Source organism: Streptomyces spinosisporus (assembly GCF_022698145.1).
In the GTDB taxonomy this organism is placed as follows: Bacteria; Actinomycetota; Actinomycetes; order Streptomycetales; family Streptomycetaceae; genus Streptomyces; species Streptomyces spinosisporus.
In genome coordinates, this window is sequence record NZ_JALDAX010000008.1 from 201,072 (window position 1) to 219,753 (window position 18,682).

Below are 18,682 nucleotides of genomic sequence, written 5' to 3' on the forward strand. Positions count from 1 at the left end.
CTTTTCCCCCGCCGGGCGTTTCGCGGACCGGAGCTGCGGACGCGTGAAACAACGGCCGGACCACTTGCCTGCGCCGACCCGGCCTGGATTACTGATCCCGAACAGAGCTACCGAATGATCGGTCGCCCGGGCGGACCCGGACGGCCAGGGAGAGGTCCCCATGGCGGGTGCGCAGGATCTGCTGGATGCCGGGGAACGGCTCGACGCCGAGGCGCTGCGAGAGCTGCAGCTGGAGCGGCTGCGGGCCTCGCTGCGGCACACCTACGAGCGGGTGCCCTTCTACCGCGAGGCCTTCGACAAGGCGGGGGTGCGCCCCGAGGACTGCACGACCCTCGCCGACCTGGCCCGTTTCCCGTTCACCACCAAGGGCGACCTGCGGGCGAACTACCCGTACGGCATGTTCGCGGTCCCCCAGGACCGGATCCGCCGTATCCACGCCTCCAGCGGCACCACCGGGCGCCCCACGGTGGTCGGGTACACGGACGGCGATCTCTCCCTGTGGGCCGACATGGTGGCCCGCTCGATCCGCGCGGCGGGCGGCAGGCCCGGCGACACGGTCCATGTGGCGTACGGCTACGGGTTGTTCACCGGTGGCCTCGGCGCGCACTACGGCGCCGAGCGGCTCGGCTGCACGGTCGTTCCGGCCTCCGGCGGGATGACGGCCCGTCAGGTCCAGCTGATCCAGGACCTGAAGCCCGGGATCATCATGGTGACGCCGTCGTACATGCTCACGCTCCTCGACGAGTTCGAGCGGCAGGGCGTCGATCCGCGCTCGACCTCGCTGCGGGTCGGGATCTTCGGTGCCGAGCCGTGGACGGAGCAGATGCGGCAGGAGATCGAGGGGCGGTTCGCGATCGACGCGGTCGACATATACGGCCTGTCGGAGGTGATCGGACCGGGGGTGGCGCAGGAGTGCGTGGAGACCAAGGACGGACTGCACATCTGGGAGGACCACTTCTATCCGGAGATCGTCGACCCGATCACCGGTGAGGTGCTGCCCGACGGTGAGGAGGGCGAGCTGGTCTTCACCTCGCTCACCAAGGAGGCGATGCCGGTGATCCGTTACCGGACCCGTGATCTGACCCGCCTGCTTCCGGGCACGGCGCGTGTCTTCCGCCGGATGGAGAAGATCACCGGACGCAGCGACGACATGGTCATCCTGCGCGGGGTGAACCTCTTCCCCACACAGATCGAGGAGATCGTCCTCCGCACCCCCGGCGTCGCCCCCCACTTCCAACTCCACCTGACCCGCGAGGGCCGCCTCGACGCCCTCACCGTACGCGCCGAGGCCCGCACGGACGCGACACGCGAAACACGCGACGCCGCGGCCCGGTCGATCGCAACAGCCGTGAAGGACAGCATCGGCGTGACGGTGGCGGTGGAGATCGTCGACCCTGAGACGCTGGAACGGTCGGTGGGGAAGATCCGGCGGATCGTGGATCTGCGGGGGTAGGCGGGGGGCTGCTGCCACAGCGGGTCAGACGTGCAGTTCGGGAACGGCCGCCGACAGGGATGGCAGTGTCGGGCGGGTGATGCCGGACAGGTCGCGGAAGACGACGCTGTTGCGGTCGGTGACCGAGCGGCCCAGGGCGTGGTGCGGCCACAGGCCGGCGGCCATGCGGCGGCTGCGTTCGCCCCATTCGAGGGCCTCGGTGGTGCGGGCCTTGTAGAAGTTGAGGGCGTAGCCGCCGGTGTGGATGCGCAGCAGGGCGAACCCGCCGGGGTACTCCTTGGCCGCGCCGACCTCCTGCAGGGCCACGTGCGGGGCGTGGGGCAGCAGGGTGCGCTTGTTGCGGTGGGTGTGGCCCGCGTGGTGCAGGAAGACGCCGGGCGTGGCGGCGTAGGCCTCGACGATGGAGCGTGCCTGGCGGCGGCCCATGCGCTGGCCCGCGGCGACCGGGAAGAGGGAGTCCCGCACGAACAGCGGATGATGGCCGAAGACCAGGGTCGGCTGGTCCTTGTTCTCGCGCAACCGGCTGCGGAACCAGGACAGTTGCTCGGCACCGAGCCCGCCAGAGTCGGCGCCGTTGCCCGGCTTCTCGTAGGTGTCGAGGCCGATGAGCCGCAATCCGCCCAGATCGCGCGCGAAGTACCCGGGCTCTTCCTCGCCTCCGAATCCGCGGCGGAAGGTGTCGCCGTCGTCGCCCGGTCCGTCGCCGGACCCGGGCCGGTCGTGGTTGCCCCGTACGACGAAGTACTCCTCGCCGTGGGTGCCGAACCCGTCCAGGATCGCTCTGGCCTCGGCCAGGTCCCGTGCCCCGCCGCCGGCCGAGATGTCGCCCGCGGCCAGCAGCAGATCGGCCCCTCGTCTGCGGGCCTCCTCGACCAGGGCCCGGCTCATGATCTCCGGATACGGCGCGAGCCCCGGCTGCTGCGAGATCCCGCGCAGCAGCGGAAATCCGGTCACCAGCCCGGCGATGGTCTCCCCGAGGTGCAGGTCGTTGCAGAGCGCCAGGGTCATCAGGTGGCGGCCGGGCGGGGGCTGCGGCGTGGTGAAGGAGTACGGCCCGCCGAGCGAGCCGAGACCGTGCCGTGAGGTGCCCGCCGCGTTGCCCCGGACCAGGTGCAGCGTGGTGGGACGGGCGGCCACGCCTCGGGATCGCGCCTGGTAGTAGTACGTCTGCCCGGGCTCGAGCCCGGTGAGTTCCACATGGTGGTGCGCGGTGAGCCGGTCCTCGCCGGCGACGCGGTCGAGACGGCCGGGATGTGTGCCGTAGACGACCTCGCCCTCCGTGACGGCCGGCAGCATGTGGCCGAAGCCGTCGTCGGTGCCCGGCACGCCGGTGTACCACGTGATGATGGCCCGGTCCTCGGTCAGCGTGACCAGTTCCAGGTGGACGGCCGCGACGGTCTGGTGGTGCGGGAGACGGGCGCGGGCGGCGGAGGCGGCCTTGAGCAGGGCCGGGGCGAGCAGTGCTCCCGAACGCAGCACCTCACAGGGGCCGGGGACGCCGGCGAGGGCGGCGAGAGGAGCGGGGAAACAGCATCGCATGCCTGGTTTGTGCCCTCCTGCCGTAAACACGAGACATGGTAACGGCGGCCGTACCAGGTATGAAATGAGACTTCTTGTGTATCGCGTCACCCGGCGAAGCGGTTCCGCAGCTCCCGTTTGAGGATCTTCCCGCTCGCGTTGCGCGGCAGTTCGTCCACGAACTCCACCCGCTTCGGCGCCTTGAAGTGGGCGAGCTTCTCGCGGACGTGGGCGATGAGGTCCTGTTCGGAGACTGCGCCGCGCGGCACGACGACGGCCGTGACGGCCTCGATCCACCGCTCGTCGGGCAGCCCGATCACGGCGACCTCGGCGACGCCGTCGTGCGTGTACAGGGCGTCCTCGACCTGGCGCGAAGCGACCAGTACGCCACCGGAGTTGATGACGTCCTTCACCCGGTCGACGATCGTGTAATAGCCGTGCGCGTCCCGCACCGCGAGGTCGCCGGAGTGGAACCAGCCGTCACGGAAGGCGGCGGCCGTCTCCTCGGGCTTGTCCCAGTAGCCCTCGCACAACTGCGGGGAACGGTAGACGATCTCGCCCGGTGTGCCGTCGGGGACGTCCTTGCCGTCCTCGTCGACCACGCGCGCGTCGACGAAGAGGACGGGGCGGCCGCAGGAGTCCATGCGGCCCTTGTGCTCGTCGGGTGCGAGGACGGTTGCCAGGGGGCCGATCTCGCTCTGTCCGAAGCAGTTGTAGAAGCCGAGCTCCGGCAGCCGTTCGCGCAGCCGCTCCAGGACGGGCACCGGCATGATCGACGCCCCGTAGTAGGCCTTGCGCAGTCCGGACAGGTCCCGGGTCGCGAAGTCCGGGCGGTTGGACAGGCCGATCCAGACCGTGGGCGGCGCGAACAGACTGTCCACCCGGCCCGCTTCGATCAGTTCGAAGATCCGGTCGCCGTCGGGCGCGTCGAGAACGATGTTCGTGGCACCGACCGCGAGATACGGCAGCAGGAACACATGCATCTGCGCCGAGTGGTAGAGCGGCAGGGAGTGCACGGGCCGGTCGCCGGCGCTGAGGTCGAGAGCGGTGATCGCGCTCAAGTACTCGTGGACCAGGGCGCGGTGCGTCATCATCGCGCCCTTGGGCAGGGCGGTGGTGCCGGAGGTGTACAGCAGCTGCACCAGGTCCTCGGCGCGCGGTTCGGGACCGTCGTACGCGGGCGCCGTCGCCTGCCGCGCCAGCAGGGAGTCCTCGGCGTCGCGCAGGGTCAACGTCCGTACGCCGTCCGGGAGTTGCCCGGCCAGACCGGGGTCGGCCAGGACGATCGAGCTGCCGGACTGGCCGACGATGTAGGCGAGGTCGTCGCCGGTCAGGTTCTGGTTGACCGGCACATGGACCAGGCCCGCGCGGGCGCAGGCGAGGAAGCCGATCAGATAGGCGTCCGAGTTGTGGCCGTAGGCGCCGACCCGGTCGCCGGGGGCGAGGCCCAGGCCGAGCAGGACGCTCGCCGCCCGGGAGACGGCCTCGTCGAGTTCCCCGTACGTCCACGAGCGGTCGCGGTACTCGACCGCGTCGCGTGCGGGGGTGCGCCGGGCACTGCGCCGCAGCACCCCGTCGACCGTGCTGCCCTGTCCCTGCGTCATGACTGATGATCCTCGGTCCGACGCCGGGTCAGGTCAAGCATGTGGCGGGGTCGGGGGCCGGGCGGGTCACCGTGTGCATGGCATGGCGATGCCCGTCACACGGGTCGGGTACGGCCCTCCCAGTACGGATCGCGCAGCCGCCGTTTGTAGAGCTTGCCGTTGGGGTCGCGGGGCATCTCGGCGATGAAGTCGACGCTCTTGGGCCGTTTGTAGCCCGCGAGTTGCTCGGCGCAGTGGTCGAGGATCGCGGCGGCGAGGGCCGGTCCGGGGTCGTGGCCGGGCGCCGCCTCGACGACCGCCTTGACCTCTTCGCCCCAGTCGTCGTGCGGGATGCCGAAGACGGCGGCGTCGGCGACGGCGGGGTGGGCGAGCAGGACGGACTCGATCTCGGCCGGGTAGATGTTGACGCCGCCCGAGATGATCATGTCGATCTTGCGGTCGCGCAGGAAGAGATAGCCGTCCTCGTCGAGGTAACCGAGGTCGCCGACGGTGAAGAAGTCGCCGATGCGGTTCTTCCTCGTCTTGGCCTCGTCCTTGTGGTAGGCGAAGCCGCCGGTGTTCATCTTCATGTAGACGGTGCCGAGTTCACCGGCGGGCAACCGGTTGCCGTCGTCGTCGAAGACCGCGAGTTCGCTGATGGGCCAGGCCTTGCCGACGGTACCGGGCTTCTTCAGCCAGTCCTCGGCGGTGGCGAAGGCGCCGCCGCCCTCGCTGGCCGCGTAGTACTCCTCCACCGACTCGCCCCACCAGTCGATCATCGCCCGCTTCACATGGTCCGGGCACGGGGCGGCGCCGTGGATGGCGTGCCGCATGGACGAGACGTCGTAGGACCGCCTGACCTCCTCCGGGAGGGCGAGCAGCCGGTGGAACTGGGTGGGGACCATGTGGGTGTGCGTGCACTTCTCGCGGTCGATGAGCCGGAGCATCTCCTCGGGCGTCCACTTGTCCATCAGGACCAGCCGGTGGCCGATGTGCAGGGACGCGCCCGCGAACTGCAGCACCGCGGTGTGGTAGAGCGGCGAGCAGACGAGATGGGCGTTGTCGTCGAACGGCTTGATGCCGAAGATGCCGAGGAAGCCGCCGAGATAGGCCTCCTCGGGGGTCTTGCCGGACAGCGGGCGGCGGATGCCGCGCGGACGGCCCGTGGTTCCCGAGGTGTAGTTCATGACCCAGCCGAGCTCGCGGTGCTCGGGCACCGACTCCGGTTGTCCGTCGAGCAGTTCGGCGTACGGCCTGAATCCCTCGACCGTGCCGACGGCGTACCGGTGGGTGGCCGGAAGCCCTGCCTCGTCGGCGGCGTGCCGCACCGCCTGCGCGAACCGTTCGTGCGAGATCAGCACCTTGGCGCCGGAGTCGGCGACGATCCAGCCGATCTCCGGGCCGACGAAGTGGTGGTTGACCGGCACGAGATAGAAGCCGGCCTGGCTGGCGGCCAGGTAGGCGGTGAAGAACTCGACGCCGTTGGGCAGGACCACCGCGAAGGCGTCGCCGCGCTGCAGTCCGGCGGCGCGCAGGCCGTGGACCATCCGGTTGGTCGCGGCGTGCAGCCGGCCCGCGGTCCACTGCTCGCCGTCCGGCGCGACAAGGACCTGACGGTCGGGATCGGCCGCGGCCTGGGCCCAGAATCCGACGGGGGGCGTACTCGTCACGTGCCGCTCCTTCCGGCGATACGGATCATGCGGTCGACGGCCTCCTCGAAGCCGCGCGTGAGGTCGTCGAAGACGGCCTGGACACTGCGTTCGCTGTTCATCCGGCCGACGATCTGGCCGACGGGCGTGCCGAGCAGCGGCTCGATCTCGTACTTCTGGATGCGGGTGAGGGCGTCGGCGACGAGCAGGCCCTGCAGGGGCATGGGCAGGGCGCCGGGCCCGGCCGGGTCGTCCCAGGCGTCGGTCCATTCGGTACGGAGCTGGCGTGCCGGTTTGCCGCTCAGGGCGCGGGAGCGGACGGTGTCGCCGGAGCCGGCGGCGAGGAGTTTGCGGGTCACCGCGGGCGAGCTGAGGTCGGCCTCCGTGACGGTCAGCCAGATCGAGCCGAGCCAGACGCCCTGGGCGCCGAGGGCGAGCGCGGCGGCCGCCTGCTGTCCGCTGCCGATGCCGCCGGCGGCCAGCACGGGCAGCGGGTCGACGGCGTCGACGACCTCCGGGGTGAGCACCATGGAGGCGATCTCGCCGGTGTGGCCGCCGGCTTCGTAGCCCTGGGCGACGACGATGTCGATGCCGGCTTCCTTGTGCTTGAGCGCGTGCCGGGCGCTGCCCGCGAGCGCGGCGACGAGCACGTCGTGCTCATGGGCGCGGGCGATGACGTCGGCGGGCGGGGAGCCGAGGGCGTTGGCGAGCAGCCGGATCGGGTAGTCGAAGGCGACGTCGAGCTGGCTCCGGGCGACCTGTTCCATCCAGCCGGTGATGCGCCAGCCGGATGCCTCGCCCTCGTCCAGTTCGGGCACGCCGTACTTGGCGAGGGTGTCCTTGACGAACTGCCGGTGCGCCTCGGGGATCATGGCTTCGACGTCGGCCTCGGTCAGCGGCCGATGGTTCGGGGCCTCGGCCTTCTTGGCGGGCATCACCACGTCCAGCCCGTAGGGGCGCCCCTCGACATGGGCCTCGATCCAGTCCAGGTCGCGTTTGAGGTCGTCGGAGGCGGTGTAGCGGACCGCGCCGAGCACTCCGAAGCCGCCGGCCCGGCTGATGGCGGCGGCGACGGCGGGGAACGGCGTGAAGCCGAATATGGCGTGCTCGACTCCCAGTTTCTTGCTCAGCTCCGTCTGCATGGGCGCAGGATGCCGCAGTCCTCCGGCCGACGGAAGACCTTTTCTGATGCTCCGTCAGATTTCTGGACAGCGGGCGCCTTCTGCACGCCTCGTTGACACACCGCACCCCTGACACGAAAGTTTCATCCCGGAAGGTGATCGAGGAAAAATACTTTCACTCCGTGGAGGATCGCCCATGACGGACGAAGCGGCGGGACGGCCCGGCCTGTCCCGACGTCAACTGGCCCGAAGAGCCCTCGCCTTGGGCGGCGCCCTGGCCGTCGCGCCGTTCCCGGCGGGCCCGGCGGCCGAGGCGGCAACGGGCTCCGGGCACCCCACCCTGCGGCACGGCTCGGCGGAGCGCGCCGGTCTGCTCGCACCCCATCTGCGTCAACTGGTCACCGACGCGCAGACGTTCCTCGGCCCCTCCCCCAAGCATCCGTGGTACGCGGGCGCCGTCCTGCTCGCCGGCCGCGGCGGCACCGTGGCCCTGCACGAGCCCATCGGGATGGCGGTGCGCTACCAGGCGTACGACGAGAAGACCGACACCGGTGTCGAGTTCCCGGCCGATCAGCAGATCCCCATGGCCAGGGACACGGTCTTCGACCTGGCCTCGGTGTCGAAGCTGTTCACCTCACTGCTCGCCGTGCAGCAGATGGAGCGGGGCACGCTGCAGCTGGAGGGGACGGTCGCCTCCTACGTCCCCGAGTTCGGCGCGGCGGGGAAGCAGGACATCACGATCCGTCAGCTGCTCACCCACACCTCGGGGTTCCGCGACTGGATCCCGCTGTACAAGGCGCCGACGCGTGAGGGGAAACTCCAACTCATCTACGACGAGGCGCCGCTCAACCCGCCCGGCACCAAGTACCTCTACTCCGACCTGAATCTGATCTCGCTCCAGCTCGTCCTGGAGAAGATCACCGGCCGCACCCTGGACGCCCTGCTCCACGAGAACATCACCGGCCCGCTCGGCCTGCACCGCACCCGCTACAACCCGCCGGCCTCCTGGAAGCCGAAGATCGCGGCCACGGAGGACGAGCGGGCGCCCTGGTCCGGCCTGGAACGGGGCCTGGTGTGGGGCGAGGTGCACGACGAGAACGCCTACAGCCTCGGCGGGGTCGCCGGGCACGCCGGGGTGTTCTCCAGCGCCTGGGACCTCGCCGTCCTCGGCCGCACCCTGCTCAACGGCGGCGTCTACGGCCGCAGCCGGATCCTTCGGCCGGAGTCGGTGGAGCTGCTGTTCACGGACTTCAACACCGCCTTCCCCGGGGACGAGCACGGACTCGGCTTCGAGCTCTACCAGCACTGGTACATGGGCGCGATGGCCACACCGCGCACCGCGGGGCACACCGGCTTCACCGGCACCTCCCTGGTCCTCGACCCGACGACCGACTCCTTCCTGATTGTCCTCGGCAACTCGGTGCATCCGGTGCGCAGTTGGCGCTCCGGCTCCGCTCCCCGGGTCGCCACCGCCAACAACCTGGCACGCGCCGTGCCGGTGCGCCCGGAGCGGGGCCGTACGGCATGGTTCGCGGGAATGGCGAGCGCCACGACCGCCACGCTCGCGCTGCCCCCGCTCGACACGACACACGGGGCGCGGCTCACCAACTCCCTGTGGTGGGACACCGAGCCCGCGTCGGACACCGTCGTACTGGAGGCCACCACGGACGGCGGCACGACCTGGCACCCGATCCCCTTCACCACAACCCGCCACGGCGAGCGCCCGCAGAACCACCCCTCCGGCTCGGCAACCGGCTGGTCGGGCCGCGTCTGGCACCGGGTGAGGGCCGACCTGCCAGCGCACGCCGGTCTCACCCTGCGCTGGCGGTACACGACCGACACGCTGTACGTCGGACGTGGGGTGTACGTCGATGGGCTTCGGGTTGAGGCGGGGGGACGAGTTCTCTTCGACGAGACACGGAGGGAGGATGCTGCGCGGATCGCGGCGACGGGGTGGGAGGAGTCGGCCGACTAGGAGCTGTATGTGAGATGAGGCTGGACGCGGGGGCCGCGCCCCGATCACCCCAGCAGGGTCTCGGGGGGCGGCTGTGGGGCGGAGGGGCGGGTGGCGCGATGAGGTTCATGGTCGGGCCCGTCCGGGAGTCGCGGAGTCGCCGTTCTGCGCACATCGGGCCCCGTGGCGCCGAGTTGATCCGAACGGCCGGCAGTCGGCGTCAGTCGGCCGACTCGCCTTCGCATCGCGGCTTCGCTGCGTTGCGCCGAGTCTGCGTCAGGTGGATGTCGATGTACCGGATGAGGATCATCGGATCCTTCGGCTCGTCGGCCTGGAAGGTGACGCGGCGCAGGAGGGAGACGCCGTCGAGGCCGACGCCCTCGCGGGCGAGGACGTAGAGGGCGGTGAGCAGGGCCGCGCGGGCGTTGCCGTCGTCGAAGGGGTGGAAGAAGCAGACGTCGAGGTAGGCGCGGGCGGCACGGGCGGTCAGGGGAAGGGGCGGCGAGGCGGCTCGGGTGCTTTCGGACAGGCAGGCGTCCAGGCGGGCGCGGGTATCCGGGGCTATGCCGTAGCGCTCACGGCCGCTTTTGGCGAATGCCGGCTGGGTGCGGAAGGGCGGTGGCTGCGGTGTGCCCAGGACGTGCTGCTGCCAGCCGCGGAGCAGTGCGAAGTCGAGCGGGGCGCCGCGCGCGGCGTCCGCCCGCATCAGCTCCAGCGCGGCGAGCAGTCCGGCCGCGCGGGTGGGGTTCAGGGCGCCGTCGAAGGCGCGGATGTCGGCGGCGACGCCGTCACGGGACGGGGTCACCGGCCCTCCCCCGTCGTCCGGGCACTCCTGCCACGGCACGGTCCCACGCACCGCGAGCCAGTGCTCCAGGTGGTCCAGCAGGGGCTCGGCGGCGGGTGGCGCGGCGTCGTCCGGGCGCAGTGACCGCGCCAGCCGCTCCGCGACGTCGTCGACCAGCACGATGTCCGGGCCGGTCCAGCTCTCGAAACGCCCACCGATCGCCTCGTCGAGCAGTTCCTCCGCGAGCCCTTCCTCGACCCCCCAGTGGTCGAGGAACCACGTGAGCACCAGACGGCAGTGTCCGTACCAACCGCTGCCGCAGCCCGTGCGGTCCGTGACCTGCAGGATCAGGTTGCGGGCGGCGCGCTCCCACAGGATGCGCTGATCCGCCACGGACGTCAGGTCCAGCGGGTACGCCTCGAACCACCCTGCGAGAGTCTCCAGCCATCCGCGCCACTCGCGCAGCGCGGCGACCACGCGCGGGAGTGTCTCCTCCGGGGTGGTGACGGAGTCCCTGGGGCAGCACCAGCTCCCCACCGGCCCGCCGTCGAAGTCCCCCTCGTCGTGCGCCCAGCGCCAACCCACCGCCCAGCTGCCGTAGTGCTCGGCGAGCGCCTGCGACATCGCGTCGGCCCAGGGGCGGGCCTCGTCCCAGCTCCAGGCACCCATCACCGGGTCGGCGAAGGGTACTTGGGGGCGGCACGGCACTCGCCGGGCCGCGTCCAGGGAGCGCACCAGCTCCGCGGCGGACTCGCTGTCGAAGGGGTGACGGGCGGGATCCACCTCGTCCCAGCTCAGCCAACGCGGAGACAACTCGAAGATCACCTCGCCAGCCTGCCATGCCGAACGGGTGTTCGTGCAAGTGAATTAGCGCGGGAAGCCGCCCTCACGATGCCCCGGCACGATGCCCGGCCCGGCCGCCGCCCGCGCCGTCAGCACCGGCTGGTAGAAACCGCTGGTTTCCGGCGTGTGCCAGGTGAGGGCGGTGAAGCCGGACGCGGTCGCGGCGGCAGCCACTTGGTCCCGGGTCAGCGCCCATGAGGTGGCGCGGCGCACGCGCACCTTCCATCCGTCCCCGGCAGGCACGAGCTGGAAGTACTCCTGGTCGTAGTGTTCCCCGTCGTCGTGCCAGTGCCACAGCTGGAAGGTGATCGAGCGGCCGTCGGCATCGTGCGACACCTGGGGCGGCACGGACGTGGGGTGGGTCCGCCGGGCCTCGTCGTAGTCCCTGATGGTGAGCAGCAGCAGCCCGTCGTCGACGAGAACCCGGCGCATGTCGGTGAGCGCCGCCTCCAGGTCGCCCGTCGTCAGCAGGTGCGCAAGGGAGTTGTCGGCGCACACGACGGCGTCGAAAGCGCCTGGGCGGAACGGCAGTTGGCGCATGTCGGCGGCCACTGTGCGCAGTCGGACGCCACGGGCCGCGGCTTCCGCGGCTGCCCGCACGACCGCTACGGGACTCAGATCGCTGCCCACCACCCCGTGCCCGGCGCGCGCCAGCCCTATCGCCTGTGTGCCGATGCCGCAGGCGCAGTCCAGCAACTGGTGCGGTCCCGGGCCCAGTTCGCGGTGCAGGAGGGCGTCCAGGGTGGCTGCCTGGCGGGTGATGCTCGTGTCCCAGTCGGGGAAGATGCGGTGGTAGTCGGCGGCGAGCGAGTCGTAGAAGTCCCGGGCCGAGTGTGTCACCCCGCCGTCGCCTCCAGCACCGCCATCGCCGCGTTGTGCCCCGGCACCCCGCTCACGCCTCCGCCCCGCACGGCGCCCGCCCCGCACAGCAGCACGTTCGCGTGCCGGGTCTCCACGCCCCAACGCCCGGTGCCCTCCTGGGCGTAGGGCCAGGACAGTTCGCGGTGGAAGATGTTGCCGCCGGGCAGCCGTAGGTCGCGCTCCAGGTCGAGCGGGGTCTTCGCCTCGATGCACGGGCGGCCGTCCGCGTCGGTGGCCAGGCAGTCGGCGAGCGGTTCGGCGAGGTGGGCGTCGAGCTGGGCGAGGGTCGACTTGAGGAGCTCCTCGCGTACGGCGTCGTTGTCGCGGTCGAAGAGCCGGGCCGGTGTGTGCAGGCCGAAGAGCGTGAGGGTCTGGTAGCCCTGCTCGACGAGATCGGGGCCGAGGATCGTCGGGTCGGTGAGGGAGTGGCAGTAGATCTCGGAGGGGGGCGCGGCGGGCAGCTCACCGGCGGCCGCCTGGGCGTGCGCGGTGGCGAGCTGCCGGTAGCCCTCGGCGATGTGGAAGGTGCCGGAGAAGGCCTCGCGCGGGTCCACCGCCTCGTCGCGCAGCCTGGGCAGCCGCTTGAGCAGCATGTTCACCTTGAGCTGGGCGCCCTCGGCGGGGGCTGGAGGAGTGTCGCCGGTCAGCTCGGCGAGCGCCTGCGGGGAGGCGTTGACCAGGACGTGCCGTGCGGCGGCGACCCCCTCGCCGTCCGGTGTCCGGTAGGTGATCTGGGCCGTACGGCCGTCCGTGTCGATGCGTACCGCCTCGTGGCCGGTGGCGATGTCGGCGCCCGCGTCCCGCGCCGCGGCGGCCAGGGCGTCGGTCAGGGCGCCCATGCCGCCGACGGGGACGTCCCAGGCGCCGGTGCCGCCGCCGATCACGTGGTAGAGGAAGCAGCGGTTCTGGGGCAGTGCGGGGTCGTGGGCGTCGGCGAAGGTGCCGATGAGGGCGTCGGTGAGGACGACGCCGCGCACCAGGTCGTCGGCGAAGCGGTCCTCGATGGCGACGCCGATGGGTTCCTCGAACAGGGTGCGCCAGGCCTCGTCGTCGTCGACGCGCCGCCGCAGCTCGTCCCGCGTGGGCAGCGGCTCGGTGAGCGTCGGGAAGACACGCTCGGCGACGCGGCCGCTCATGCCGTAGAAGCGCTGCCAGGACTCGTACTCGCGGTCGGAGCCGGTGAGCCGGGCGAAGGCCTCGCGGGTGCGTGCCTCGCCGCCTCCGACGAGCAGTCCGGTCGGCCGCCCGGCCCGTTCCGCGGGCGTGTACGAGGAGATGGTGCGCGGGCCGATCCGGAAGCTCAGACCGAGGTCGCGCACGATCTTCGACGGCAGCAGGCTGACCAGGTACGAGTAGCGCGACAGGCGCGCGTCGACCCCGACGAACGGGCGGGTGGAGACGGCCGCGCCCCCGGTGTGGTCCAGCCGCTCCAGGACCAGTACGGACCGTCCGGCCCGGGCCAGGTAGGCGGCGGCGACCAGGCCGTTGTGTCCTCCGCCGACGATCACGGCGTCGTATGTCCGGTGTCCCTCGTGAGCAGCCATGCTTCTTCGTAACACGCGATGATCGTCGGCGGCCAGGGGTGTACGGCGCCGGGGGCGGCCCCGCCGGGTCAGCGCCCGCCCGCCGCCCGTTGCTGCCGCAGTACCGCCACCCTGCGGTACAGCTCGACGGCCTCGGCGCCGCGGCCGAGCTGTTCCAGGCAGTGGGCCTCGTCGTTGCGGCTGGCGAGGGTGTCGGGGTGGTCGGCGCCGAGCACGCGCTCACGGGCGGCGGCGACCCGGCGGTACTCGGTCAGGGCGTCCGGCCAGCGGCCCAGCCAGCCGAGGCCGACGGCGACCTCGCGGCGGCTGACCAGGGTGTCGGGGTGGTCGGGTCCGAGGACGCGCTCGCGGATCGCGCAGACGTCGCGGGACTCGGCGAGGGCCTCCTCCCAGCGGCCGAGGCGGCCGAGGTTGACGCCCAGGCCGTGGCGGGCGCGGAGGGTCTCGGGATGGGTGGGGCCCTGGACGCGGGTGCGGTCCTCGATCAGATCGCGGTACAGCGTGAGCGCCTCCGCGCTGCGGCCGAGCCGGCCGAGGCTGATGCCGACCTCGTAGCGGGCGGCCAGGGTGTCGGCATGGTCCGGGCCGAGGGCCTGGGCGCGCGCCTCGGCGACCTCGTGGTAGGTCTGCAGGGCCTCCGGCCAGCGGCCCAACTGGCCGAGTGCGTACGCCACTTCGTAGCGGGTGACCAGGGTGTCCGGGTGGTCGGGGCCGAGGACGCGGGCCCGTGCGGCGGCCACCTCGCAGGCCATGCGGTACGAGTCCTCCAGCCGGCCGAGCCTGCTGAGGTTGAAGGCGAGGTTGTGGCGGCAGCGCAGGGTGTCCGGGTGGTCGGGGCCGCTGCCGCGTTCACGGGCGGCGAGCACCGAGACGTACACCTGGTGGGCGTCGAAGTGGCGGCCCAACTGCCCCAGTACATAGGCCATTTCCTGGCGGGCGGCGAGCGTGTCGACGTGGTCGGCGCCCAGCGCCTGCGTCCTCGCCGCCGCCACGTGCTTGTACTCCTGCAGCGCGTCGGCGGCGCGGCCGGTGCGGCTGAGGGTGAAGGCGACCTCGTAGCGGCTGGCGAGGGTGTCGGGGTGGTCGGGGCCGAGCAGGTGGGCGCGTTCGGCGGCCACCGCGCGATGCACCTCTCCGGCCTCGGCCCAGCGGCCCAGCCGCCCGAGGCTCAGCCCGGCGTTGTGCCGGCCGGCCAGTGCGGCGATCTTCTCCGGGGCGGGCGTCGACGGCTCCTCAGGGGCGGGCTCCTGGGCGCGGTCGCCCGCGGGGCGCGGAATCCACTCGCCGCTCAGCCCGGCGCCGGCGTCCGGGGGCGTGGTGCGCAGTCCGGTGCCGGTGGCCTTGTGGCCGGTGGTCATGCCGCGGGTCCAGGAGGGCATCCGGGCCTCGCGGGAGGCAAGGGGTGCGGGCCGATCGAGCACGGGCTGCGGGGTGACGACGGTCGGCACATAGGCGGGAGTCGTCCGGCCCAGGGTGATACGGCGCCCCAACTCGCGTGCGTCGTGCGGGCGTTGCTCGGGGTGTTTGGCGAGCAGGTCCAGGATGATCCGGTCGAGGTACTCGGGCAGTTCGGACCGCCTGCTGCGGGGCGGTTCGGGCGGGGTGTCGCGGTGGCCGACGAGGATCGCCCAGGCGTCGTCGAGGTCGAACGGCGGTACCCCGGTGGCGATCTCGTACAGCACGCATCCCAGGGAGTACAGGTCGCTGCGCTGGTCGACCTCCGAGCCGCCGATCTGCTCGGGCGACATGTAGTGCGGGGTGCCCATGGCGATGCCGGTGCCGGTCAGCCGGGAGGTGAAGCCGATGTCGTGGCCGAGGCGGGCGATGCCGAAGTCGCAGATCTTCACCGTGCCGTCGTCGAGCCGCATGATGTTGGCGGGCTTCAGGTCGCGGTGCACGATGCCCTGCTGGTGGGTGTAGGCGAGGGCGGCGGCGACCTGGTCGGCGATGTCCACGACGTCGCCGACGGCCAGCGGGTGCTGTTTGTTGTCCTCCAGCAGCTGGGAGAGGTTGCGGCCCTCCAGCAGTTCCATGACCAGGTAGAGGATGCCGTCGGACTCGCCGAAGTCATGGACGACGGTCACGCCGCGGTGCTGGAGGGCGGCGGCCACACGGGCCTCGCGGCGGAAGCGTTCTCTGAGCACCCGGGTGAAGGACTGGTCGTGGTGCGGGCCGAGGGGCTTGAGGCACTTCACGGCGACATGCCGGCCGAGCGACTCGTCGCGCGCACGCCACACCTCGCCCATGCCGCCCCGCCCGATCAGATCGAGCAGCCGGTACCGGCCCTGGATCAGCCTGCTGTCCCCCATCTGCCGCGATCGCCCCCGTTACTGTCCTTTCGACCCTCCCCTGGCTCGTCCAGTATGGCGACCTCTCGTCCGAGTTTGTACGGTGCCGGACGGGAGCCGGGGCCCAGGCGTGCCATGGCGCGCAGGATGTGTTTGGGCGGGAGTTGCCAGCGCACACGTGCGGGAACGCAGCGCAGCAGGGTGCCGGTGGCACGCAGTTGCCGGGTGACGGTGGCGGGTTTCGGGGCCGGTCTGCCGTACAGCTCGTGGGCGTACGGCGGCAGGGCGGCGTACGCCAGCTGCGCCACACGCCGCCACAGCACCTCACGCGCCGGGACGAGAAGCGGGTGCGTCGGCGGGCGGAGCAGGAAGTCGTCCACTGTGCGTGCCTCGGGGCCGGCGGCGAGCTCGGGCCGCACCTTCTCGAAGAAGGCCGCCATCTCGGCCTGGTTCGCGGGTACGGCGTCGGGGTCGAGGCCCACCAGGCGGGCGCTCGTGCGGTGTTCGCCGATGTAGCGGTCGGCCTGCGCGTCGGTGAGCCGGAAGCCGGAGCGCCGCACCACGCTCAGATACGAGTCGATCTCCGCGCAGTGCACCCACAGCAGCAGCTCCGGCTCGTCGACGCCGTACCGCTCCCCCGTGTCCGGGTCGCTCGCCGACAGCATGCTGTGGATCTTCCGGACCCGGGCGCCCGCCCGCTCGGCGGCCTCGGTCGTGCCGTAGGTCGTGGTCCCGACGAAGTTCGCGGTCCGCATCAGCCGGCCCCAGGCGTCCTTGCGGAAGTCGGAGTTCTGCAGGACGCCGCGCACGGCGCGCGGATGCAGTGCCTGGAGGTAGAGCGCGCGGATGCCGGCGACCCACATCATGGGGTCACCGTGCATCTGCCATGTCACGGACTCTGGGCGGAACAGCCCGGGGTCACCTGCCTGGAGACCTGCCATCTGAGCAGGCTAACTCCGCGGGCTAACGCCGCACCCTCGGCATCCCCAGTCCGATCCACGAGATGATCTCCCGCTGGATCTCGTTGTTGCCGCCGCCGAAGGTGAAGATGACGGCGGAGCGGTAGCCGCGTTCGAGTTCGCCGTGCAGGACCGCGCCCGCGGAGCCCTCCTTGAGTTCGCCGGCGGCGCCGACGATCTCCATGAGCCAGGCGTAGGCGTCGCGGCGGGCCTCGGAGCCGTAGACCTTGACCGCGGAGGCGTCCTGGGGGGTGAGCGTGCCGTCCTGGACGGCGTGCACCATGCGCCAGTTGAGGAGCTTCATCGCGTCGAGCCGGGTGTGGGTCTGCGCGAGGCGGCGGCGCACCCAGGGCAGGTCGACGACGCGGCGGCCGTCGGCGAGTTTCGTCTCCATCGCCCAGCGCTGTACGTCGTGCAGGGCGCGGATGGCCATGGTGCCGTGGGCGGCGAGGGTCACCCGCTCGTGGTTGAGCTGGTTGGTGATCAGCCGCCAGCCCTGGTTCTCGGCGCCGACGCGGCGGGTGACGGGGACGCGGACGTTCTCGTAGTAGCTCGCCGTGGTGTCGTGCGAGGCGAGGGTGTTGATGAGGGTGCAGGAGTAGCCGGGGTCGGTGGTCGGCACGAGCAGCATGGTGATGCCCTTGTGGGGCGGGGCGTCCGGGTCGGTGCGGGTCGCGAGCCACACCCAGTCCGCGGTGTCGCCGTTGGTGGTCCAGATCTTCTGGCCGTTGACGACGTACTCTTCGCCCTCGCGCACCGCGCGCGTCTTCAGCGACGCGAGGTCGGTGCCGGCGTCGGGTTCGCTGTAGCCGATCGCGAAGTCGATCTCGCCGGAGAGGACCCGGGGCAGGAAGTAGGCCTTCTGCTCGTCCGTGCCGTACTGCATGATCGTGGGCCCGACGGTGTTGAGCGCCATGAGCGGCAGCGGTACGCCGGCCTGGGCGGCCTCGTCGAAGAAGATGAACTGCTCCATCGCGGTCAGCCCGCGCCCGCCGTACTCCTTCGGCCAGCCCACGCCGAGCCAGCCGTCCGTTCCCAGGCGGCGGATCGTCTCGCGGTAGAAGCGTTTCTGGACGGCCGGGTCGGCATGCCGGGCATAGGCGTTGTCGGGCACCAACTCGGCGAAGTACGACCGCAGTTCGGTGCGCAGCCGCTGCTGCTCGGGCGTGTATTCGAGGTGCACGGCGCCTCCAGGCTTCCCAGGCAGGTCCTGTCGGCGCACACCGTAGAACGTGTTTCAGAAATTGGGAATGCCGTCGTCAGTTCAGTGTGCTGAGGAAGTCCGTGCACGCCTGCGCGCACTCGCGGGTGGCCTGCGCGCCGTCCTCGGCGCCCGGATACCGGTCGAAGGCGTGGGCGCTCTCGAGGCACACCGTGCGGCACCACTCCACCTGGATGCGGATGGCGGACTCGTCGAGGCTGTTCTGCTCCGACAGCACCCGGCACGTCGCGTCGCACACCTCCGCGCACATGATGCCCTTGCGTCGTACGAATTCCTGCTCCTGGGTACCGTCCGCGTCCACCATGCTCGCGCGCAGGGCGCACGCGCGGGCACACTCGGTGCACGCCTGCGCACACGCGAAGCGATCCTCCAGGAATCGGAAGAGCTCCTGCTGGGTCGTCGTAGTCACACCGGGCGGGTTGCCTCGGCCGGTCCGGTCAAACGTCGGTTCACGGCGGGGGCGCGGGGTACCCGCGTGCCATGAACAGCGCATGGATGAACATCGCCGCAAGCAGCGCCTCCGCCATGGGGCTCATCGCGGCCGGACTGGTGATCGTGGTCCTGCTGATCGGCGCCTTCTGGATGGGCGCCCGCATCCGCCGCCGCGAGCCCGCCCCGCCGCGCCCGGAGGAACAGCCGCAGATGCCGGAGGGGGGTCCGGTCCGCGAGGTGCTGGAGAACCGCGAACCCGACGAGATTCCCCGCAGTGACCACCGTCTGACCCCGCACGAGCTGCCCAACCACGGCAACTCGCCGACCCGCACCGGCTCGGCCAAGGAGCGGCGCCGCTGGAGCGAGGGCAGCAGCGGATCCTTCGGCAGCGGCGGACCGGGCCTGCGCTGAGTCCCGAAAGGGCCGTGTCCGTGGCTGTGTCCGTGAAGGGCTGAGTCCATAGAGGAAAGG

14 protein-coding genes are annotated in these 18,682 nt (G+C 71.5%); 3 read left to right on the top strand and 11 right to left on the bottom strand.

The window, feature by feature from the left end:
- Positions 1–160 precede the first annotated feature (160 nt).
- Entirely contained in the window at positions 161–1,453 is a 1,293-nt protein-coding gene (gene paaK / locus MQN93_RS22330; RefSeq protein WP_242710971.1) for a phenylacetate--CoA ligase PaaK, read from the top strand.
- A gap of 24 nt (positions 1,454–1,477) precedes the next feature.
- On the opposite strand, the gene MQN93_RS22335 is transcribed toward paaK, so the two are convergent.
- From MQN93_RS22335 to MQN93_RS22350, 4 genes are all read right to left on the bottom strand, one after another.
- Entirely contained in the window at positions 1,478–2,992 is a 1,515-nt protein-coding gene (locus MQN93_RS22335) for a purple acid phosphatase family protein (protein ID WP_242710972.1), read from the bottom strand.
- A gap of 86 nt (positions 2,993–3,078) precedes the next feature.
- Positions 3,079–4,575, bottom strand: coding sequence for an acyl-CoA synthetase (locus MQN93_RS22340; protein ID WP_242710973.1), 1,497 nt, complete (start codon positions 4,573–4,575; stop codon positions 3,079–3,081).
- A 95-nt stretch (positions 4,576–4,670) separates the two neighbouring features.
- Complete coding sequence (locus MQN93_RS22345; RefSeq protein WP_242710974.1) at positions 4,671–6,224, bottom strand: acyl-CoA synthetase; 1,554 nt, start codon at positions 6,222–6,224, stop codon at positions 4,671–4,673.
- Entirely contained in the window at positions 6,221–7,345 is a 1,125-nt protein-coding gene (locus MQN93_RS22350) for a nitronate monooxygenase (protein WP_242710975.1), read from the bottom strand. The genes MQN93_RS22345 and MQN93_RS22350 overlap by 4 nt, the downstream gene beginning before the upstream one ends.
- Before the next feature lie 175 nt (positions 7,346–7,520).
- Between MQN93_RS22350 and MQN93_RS22355 the strand changes: the two genes are divergently transcribed.
- Complete coding sequence (locus MQN93_RS22355; protein ID WP_242710976.1) at positions 7,521–9,299, top strand: serine hydrolase domain-containing protein; 1,779 nt, start codon at positions 7,521–7,523, stop codon at positions 9,297–9,299.
- A gap of 199 nt (positions 9,300–9,498) precedes the next feature.
- Here MQN93_RS22355 and MQN93_RS22360 read toward each other — a convergent pair whose 3' ends face one another.
- The 7 genes from MQN93_RS22360 to MQN93_RS22390 all read right to left on the bottom strand — a co-directional run bounded on the left by MQN93_RS22360 (position 9,499) and on the right by MQN93_RS22390 (position 18,188).
- Positions 9,499–10,887, bottom strand: coding sequence for a Fic family protein (locus MQN93_RS22360; RefSeq protein ID WP_242710977.1), 1,389 nt, complete (start codon positions 10,885–10,887; stop codon positions 9,499–9,501).
- Positions 10,888–10,929: 42 nt separating this feature from the next.
- Complete coding sequence (locus MQN93_RS22365) at positions 10,930–11,745, bottom strand: class I SAM-dependent methyltransferase (protein ID WP_242710978.1); 816 nt, start codon at positions 11,743–11,745, stop codon at positions 10,930–10,932.
- Positions 11,742–13,310 carry a phytoene desaturase family protein gene (locus tag MQN93_RS22370; RefSeq protein ID WP_242710979.1) on the bottom strand — a complete coding sequence of 523 codons (1,569 nt, stop codon included), beginning with the start codon at positions 13,308–13,310 and terminating at the stop codon, positions 11,742–11,744. The genes MQN93_RS22365 and MQN93_RS22370 overlap by 4 nt, the downstream gene beginning before the upstream one ends.
- Before the next feature lie 68 nt (positions 13,311–13,378).
- Entirely contained in the window at positions 13,379–15,619 is a 2,241-nt protein-coding gene (locus MQN93_RS22375) for a serine/threonine-protein kinase (protein WP_242710980.1), read from the bottom strand.
- Positions 15,601–16,539 (bottom strand): oxygenase MpaB family protein, encoded by a 939-nt coding sequence (locus tag MQN93_RS22380; protein ID WP_242710981.1) that lies wholly within the window; start codon positions 16,537–16,539, stop codon positions 15,601–15,603. Before MQN93_RS22380 ends, MQN93_RS22375 begins: the two co-directional genes overlap by 19 nt.
- A 22-nt stretch (positions 16,540–16,561) precedes the next feature.
- Positions 16,562–17,740 carry an acyl-CoA dehydrogenase family protein gene (locus tag MQN93_RS22385; RefSeq protein ID WP_242710982.1) on the bottom strand — a complete coding sequence of 393 codons (1,179 nt, stop codon included), beginning with the start codon at positions 17,738–17,740 and terminating at the stop codon, positions 16,562–16,564.
- A 76-nt stretch (positions 17,741–17,816) separates the two neighbouring features.
- Complete coding sequence (locus MQN93_RS22390; RefSeq protein WP_242710983.1) at positions 17,817–18,188, bottom strand: four-helix bundle copper-binding protein; 372 nt, start codon at positions 18,186–18,188, stop codon at positions 17,817–17,819.
- 71 nt (positions 18,189–18,259) lie between these two features.
- On the opposite strand from MQN93_RS22390, the gene MQN93_RS22395 reads away from it, so the two are divergent.
- Complete coding sequence (locus MQN93_RS22395) at positions 18,260–18,622, top strand: DUF6479 family protein (protein WP_016433353.1); 363 nt, start codon at positions 18,260–18,262, stop codon at positions 18,620–18,622.
- Positions 18,623–18,682 lie beyond the last annotated feature (60 nt).

Coding starts and splice junctions, on each gene's coding strand:
- MQN93_RS22375 (WP_242710980.1), bottom strand. CDS start 15,619: ATGGGGGACAGCAGGCTGATCCAGGGCCGGTACCGGCTGCTCGATCTG.
- MQN93_RS22380 (WP_242710981.1), bottom strand. CDS start 16,539: ATGGCAGGTCTCCAGGCAGGTGACCCCGGGCTGTTCCGCCCAGAGTCC.
- MQN93_RS22350 (WP_242710975.1), bottom strand. CDS start 7,345: ATGCAGACGGAGCTGAGCAAGAAACTGGGAGTCGAGCACGCCATATTC.
- MQN93_RS22395 (WP_016433353.1), top strand. CDS start 18,260: ATGAACAGCGCATGGATGAACATCGCCGCAAGCAGCGCCTCCGCCATG.
- MQN93_RS22335 (WP_242710972.1), bottom strand. CDS start 2,992: ATGCGATGCTGTTTCCCCGCTCCTCTCGCCGCCCTCGCCGGCGTCCCC.
- MQN93_RS22340 (WP_242710973.1), bottom strand. CDS start 4,575: ATGACGCAGGGACAGGGCAGCACGGTCGACGGGGTGCTGCGGCGCAGT.
- paaK (WP_242710971.1), top strand. CDS start 161: ATGGCGGGTGCGCAGGATCTGCTGGATGCCGGGGAACGGCTCGACGCC.
- MQN93_RS22355 (WP_242710976.1), top strand. CDS start 7,521: ATGACGGACGAAGCGGCGGGACGGCCCGGCCTGTCCCGACGTCAACTG.
- MQN93_RS22370 (WP_242710979.1), bottom strand. CDS start 13,310: ATGGCTGCTCACGAGGGACACCGGACATACGACGCCGTGATCGTCGGC.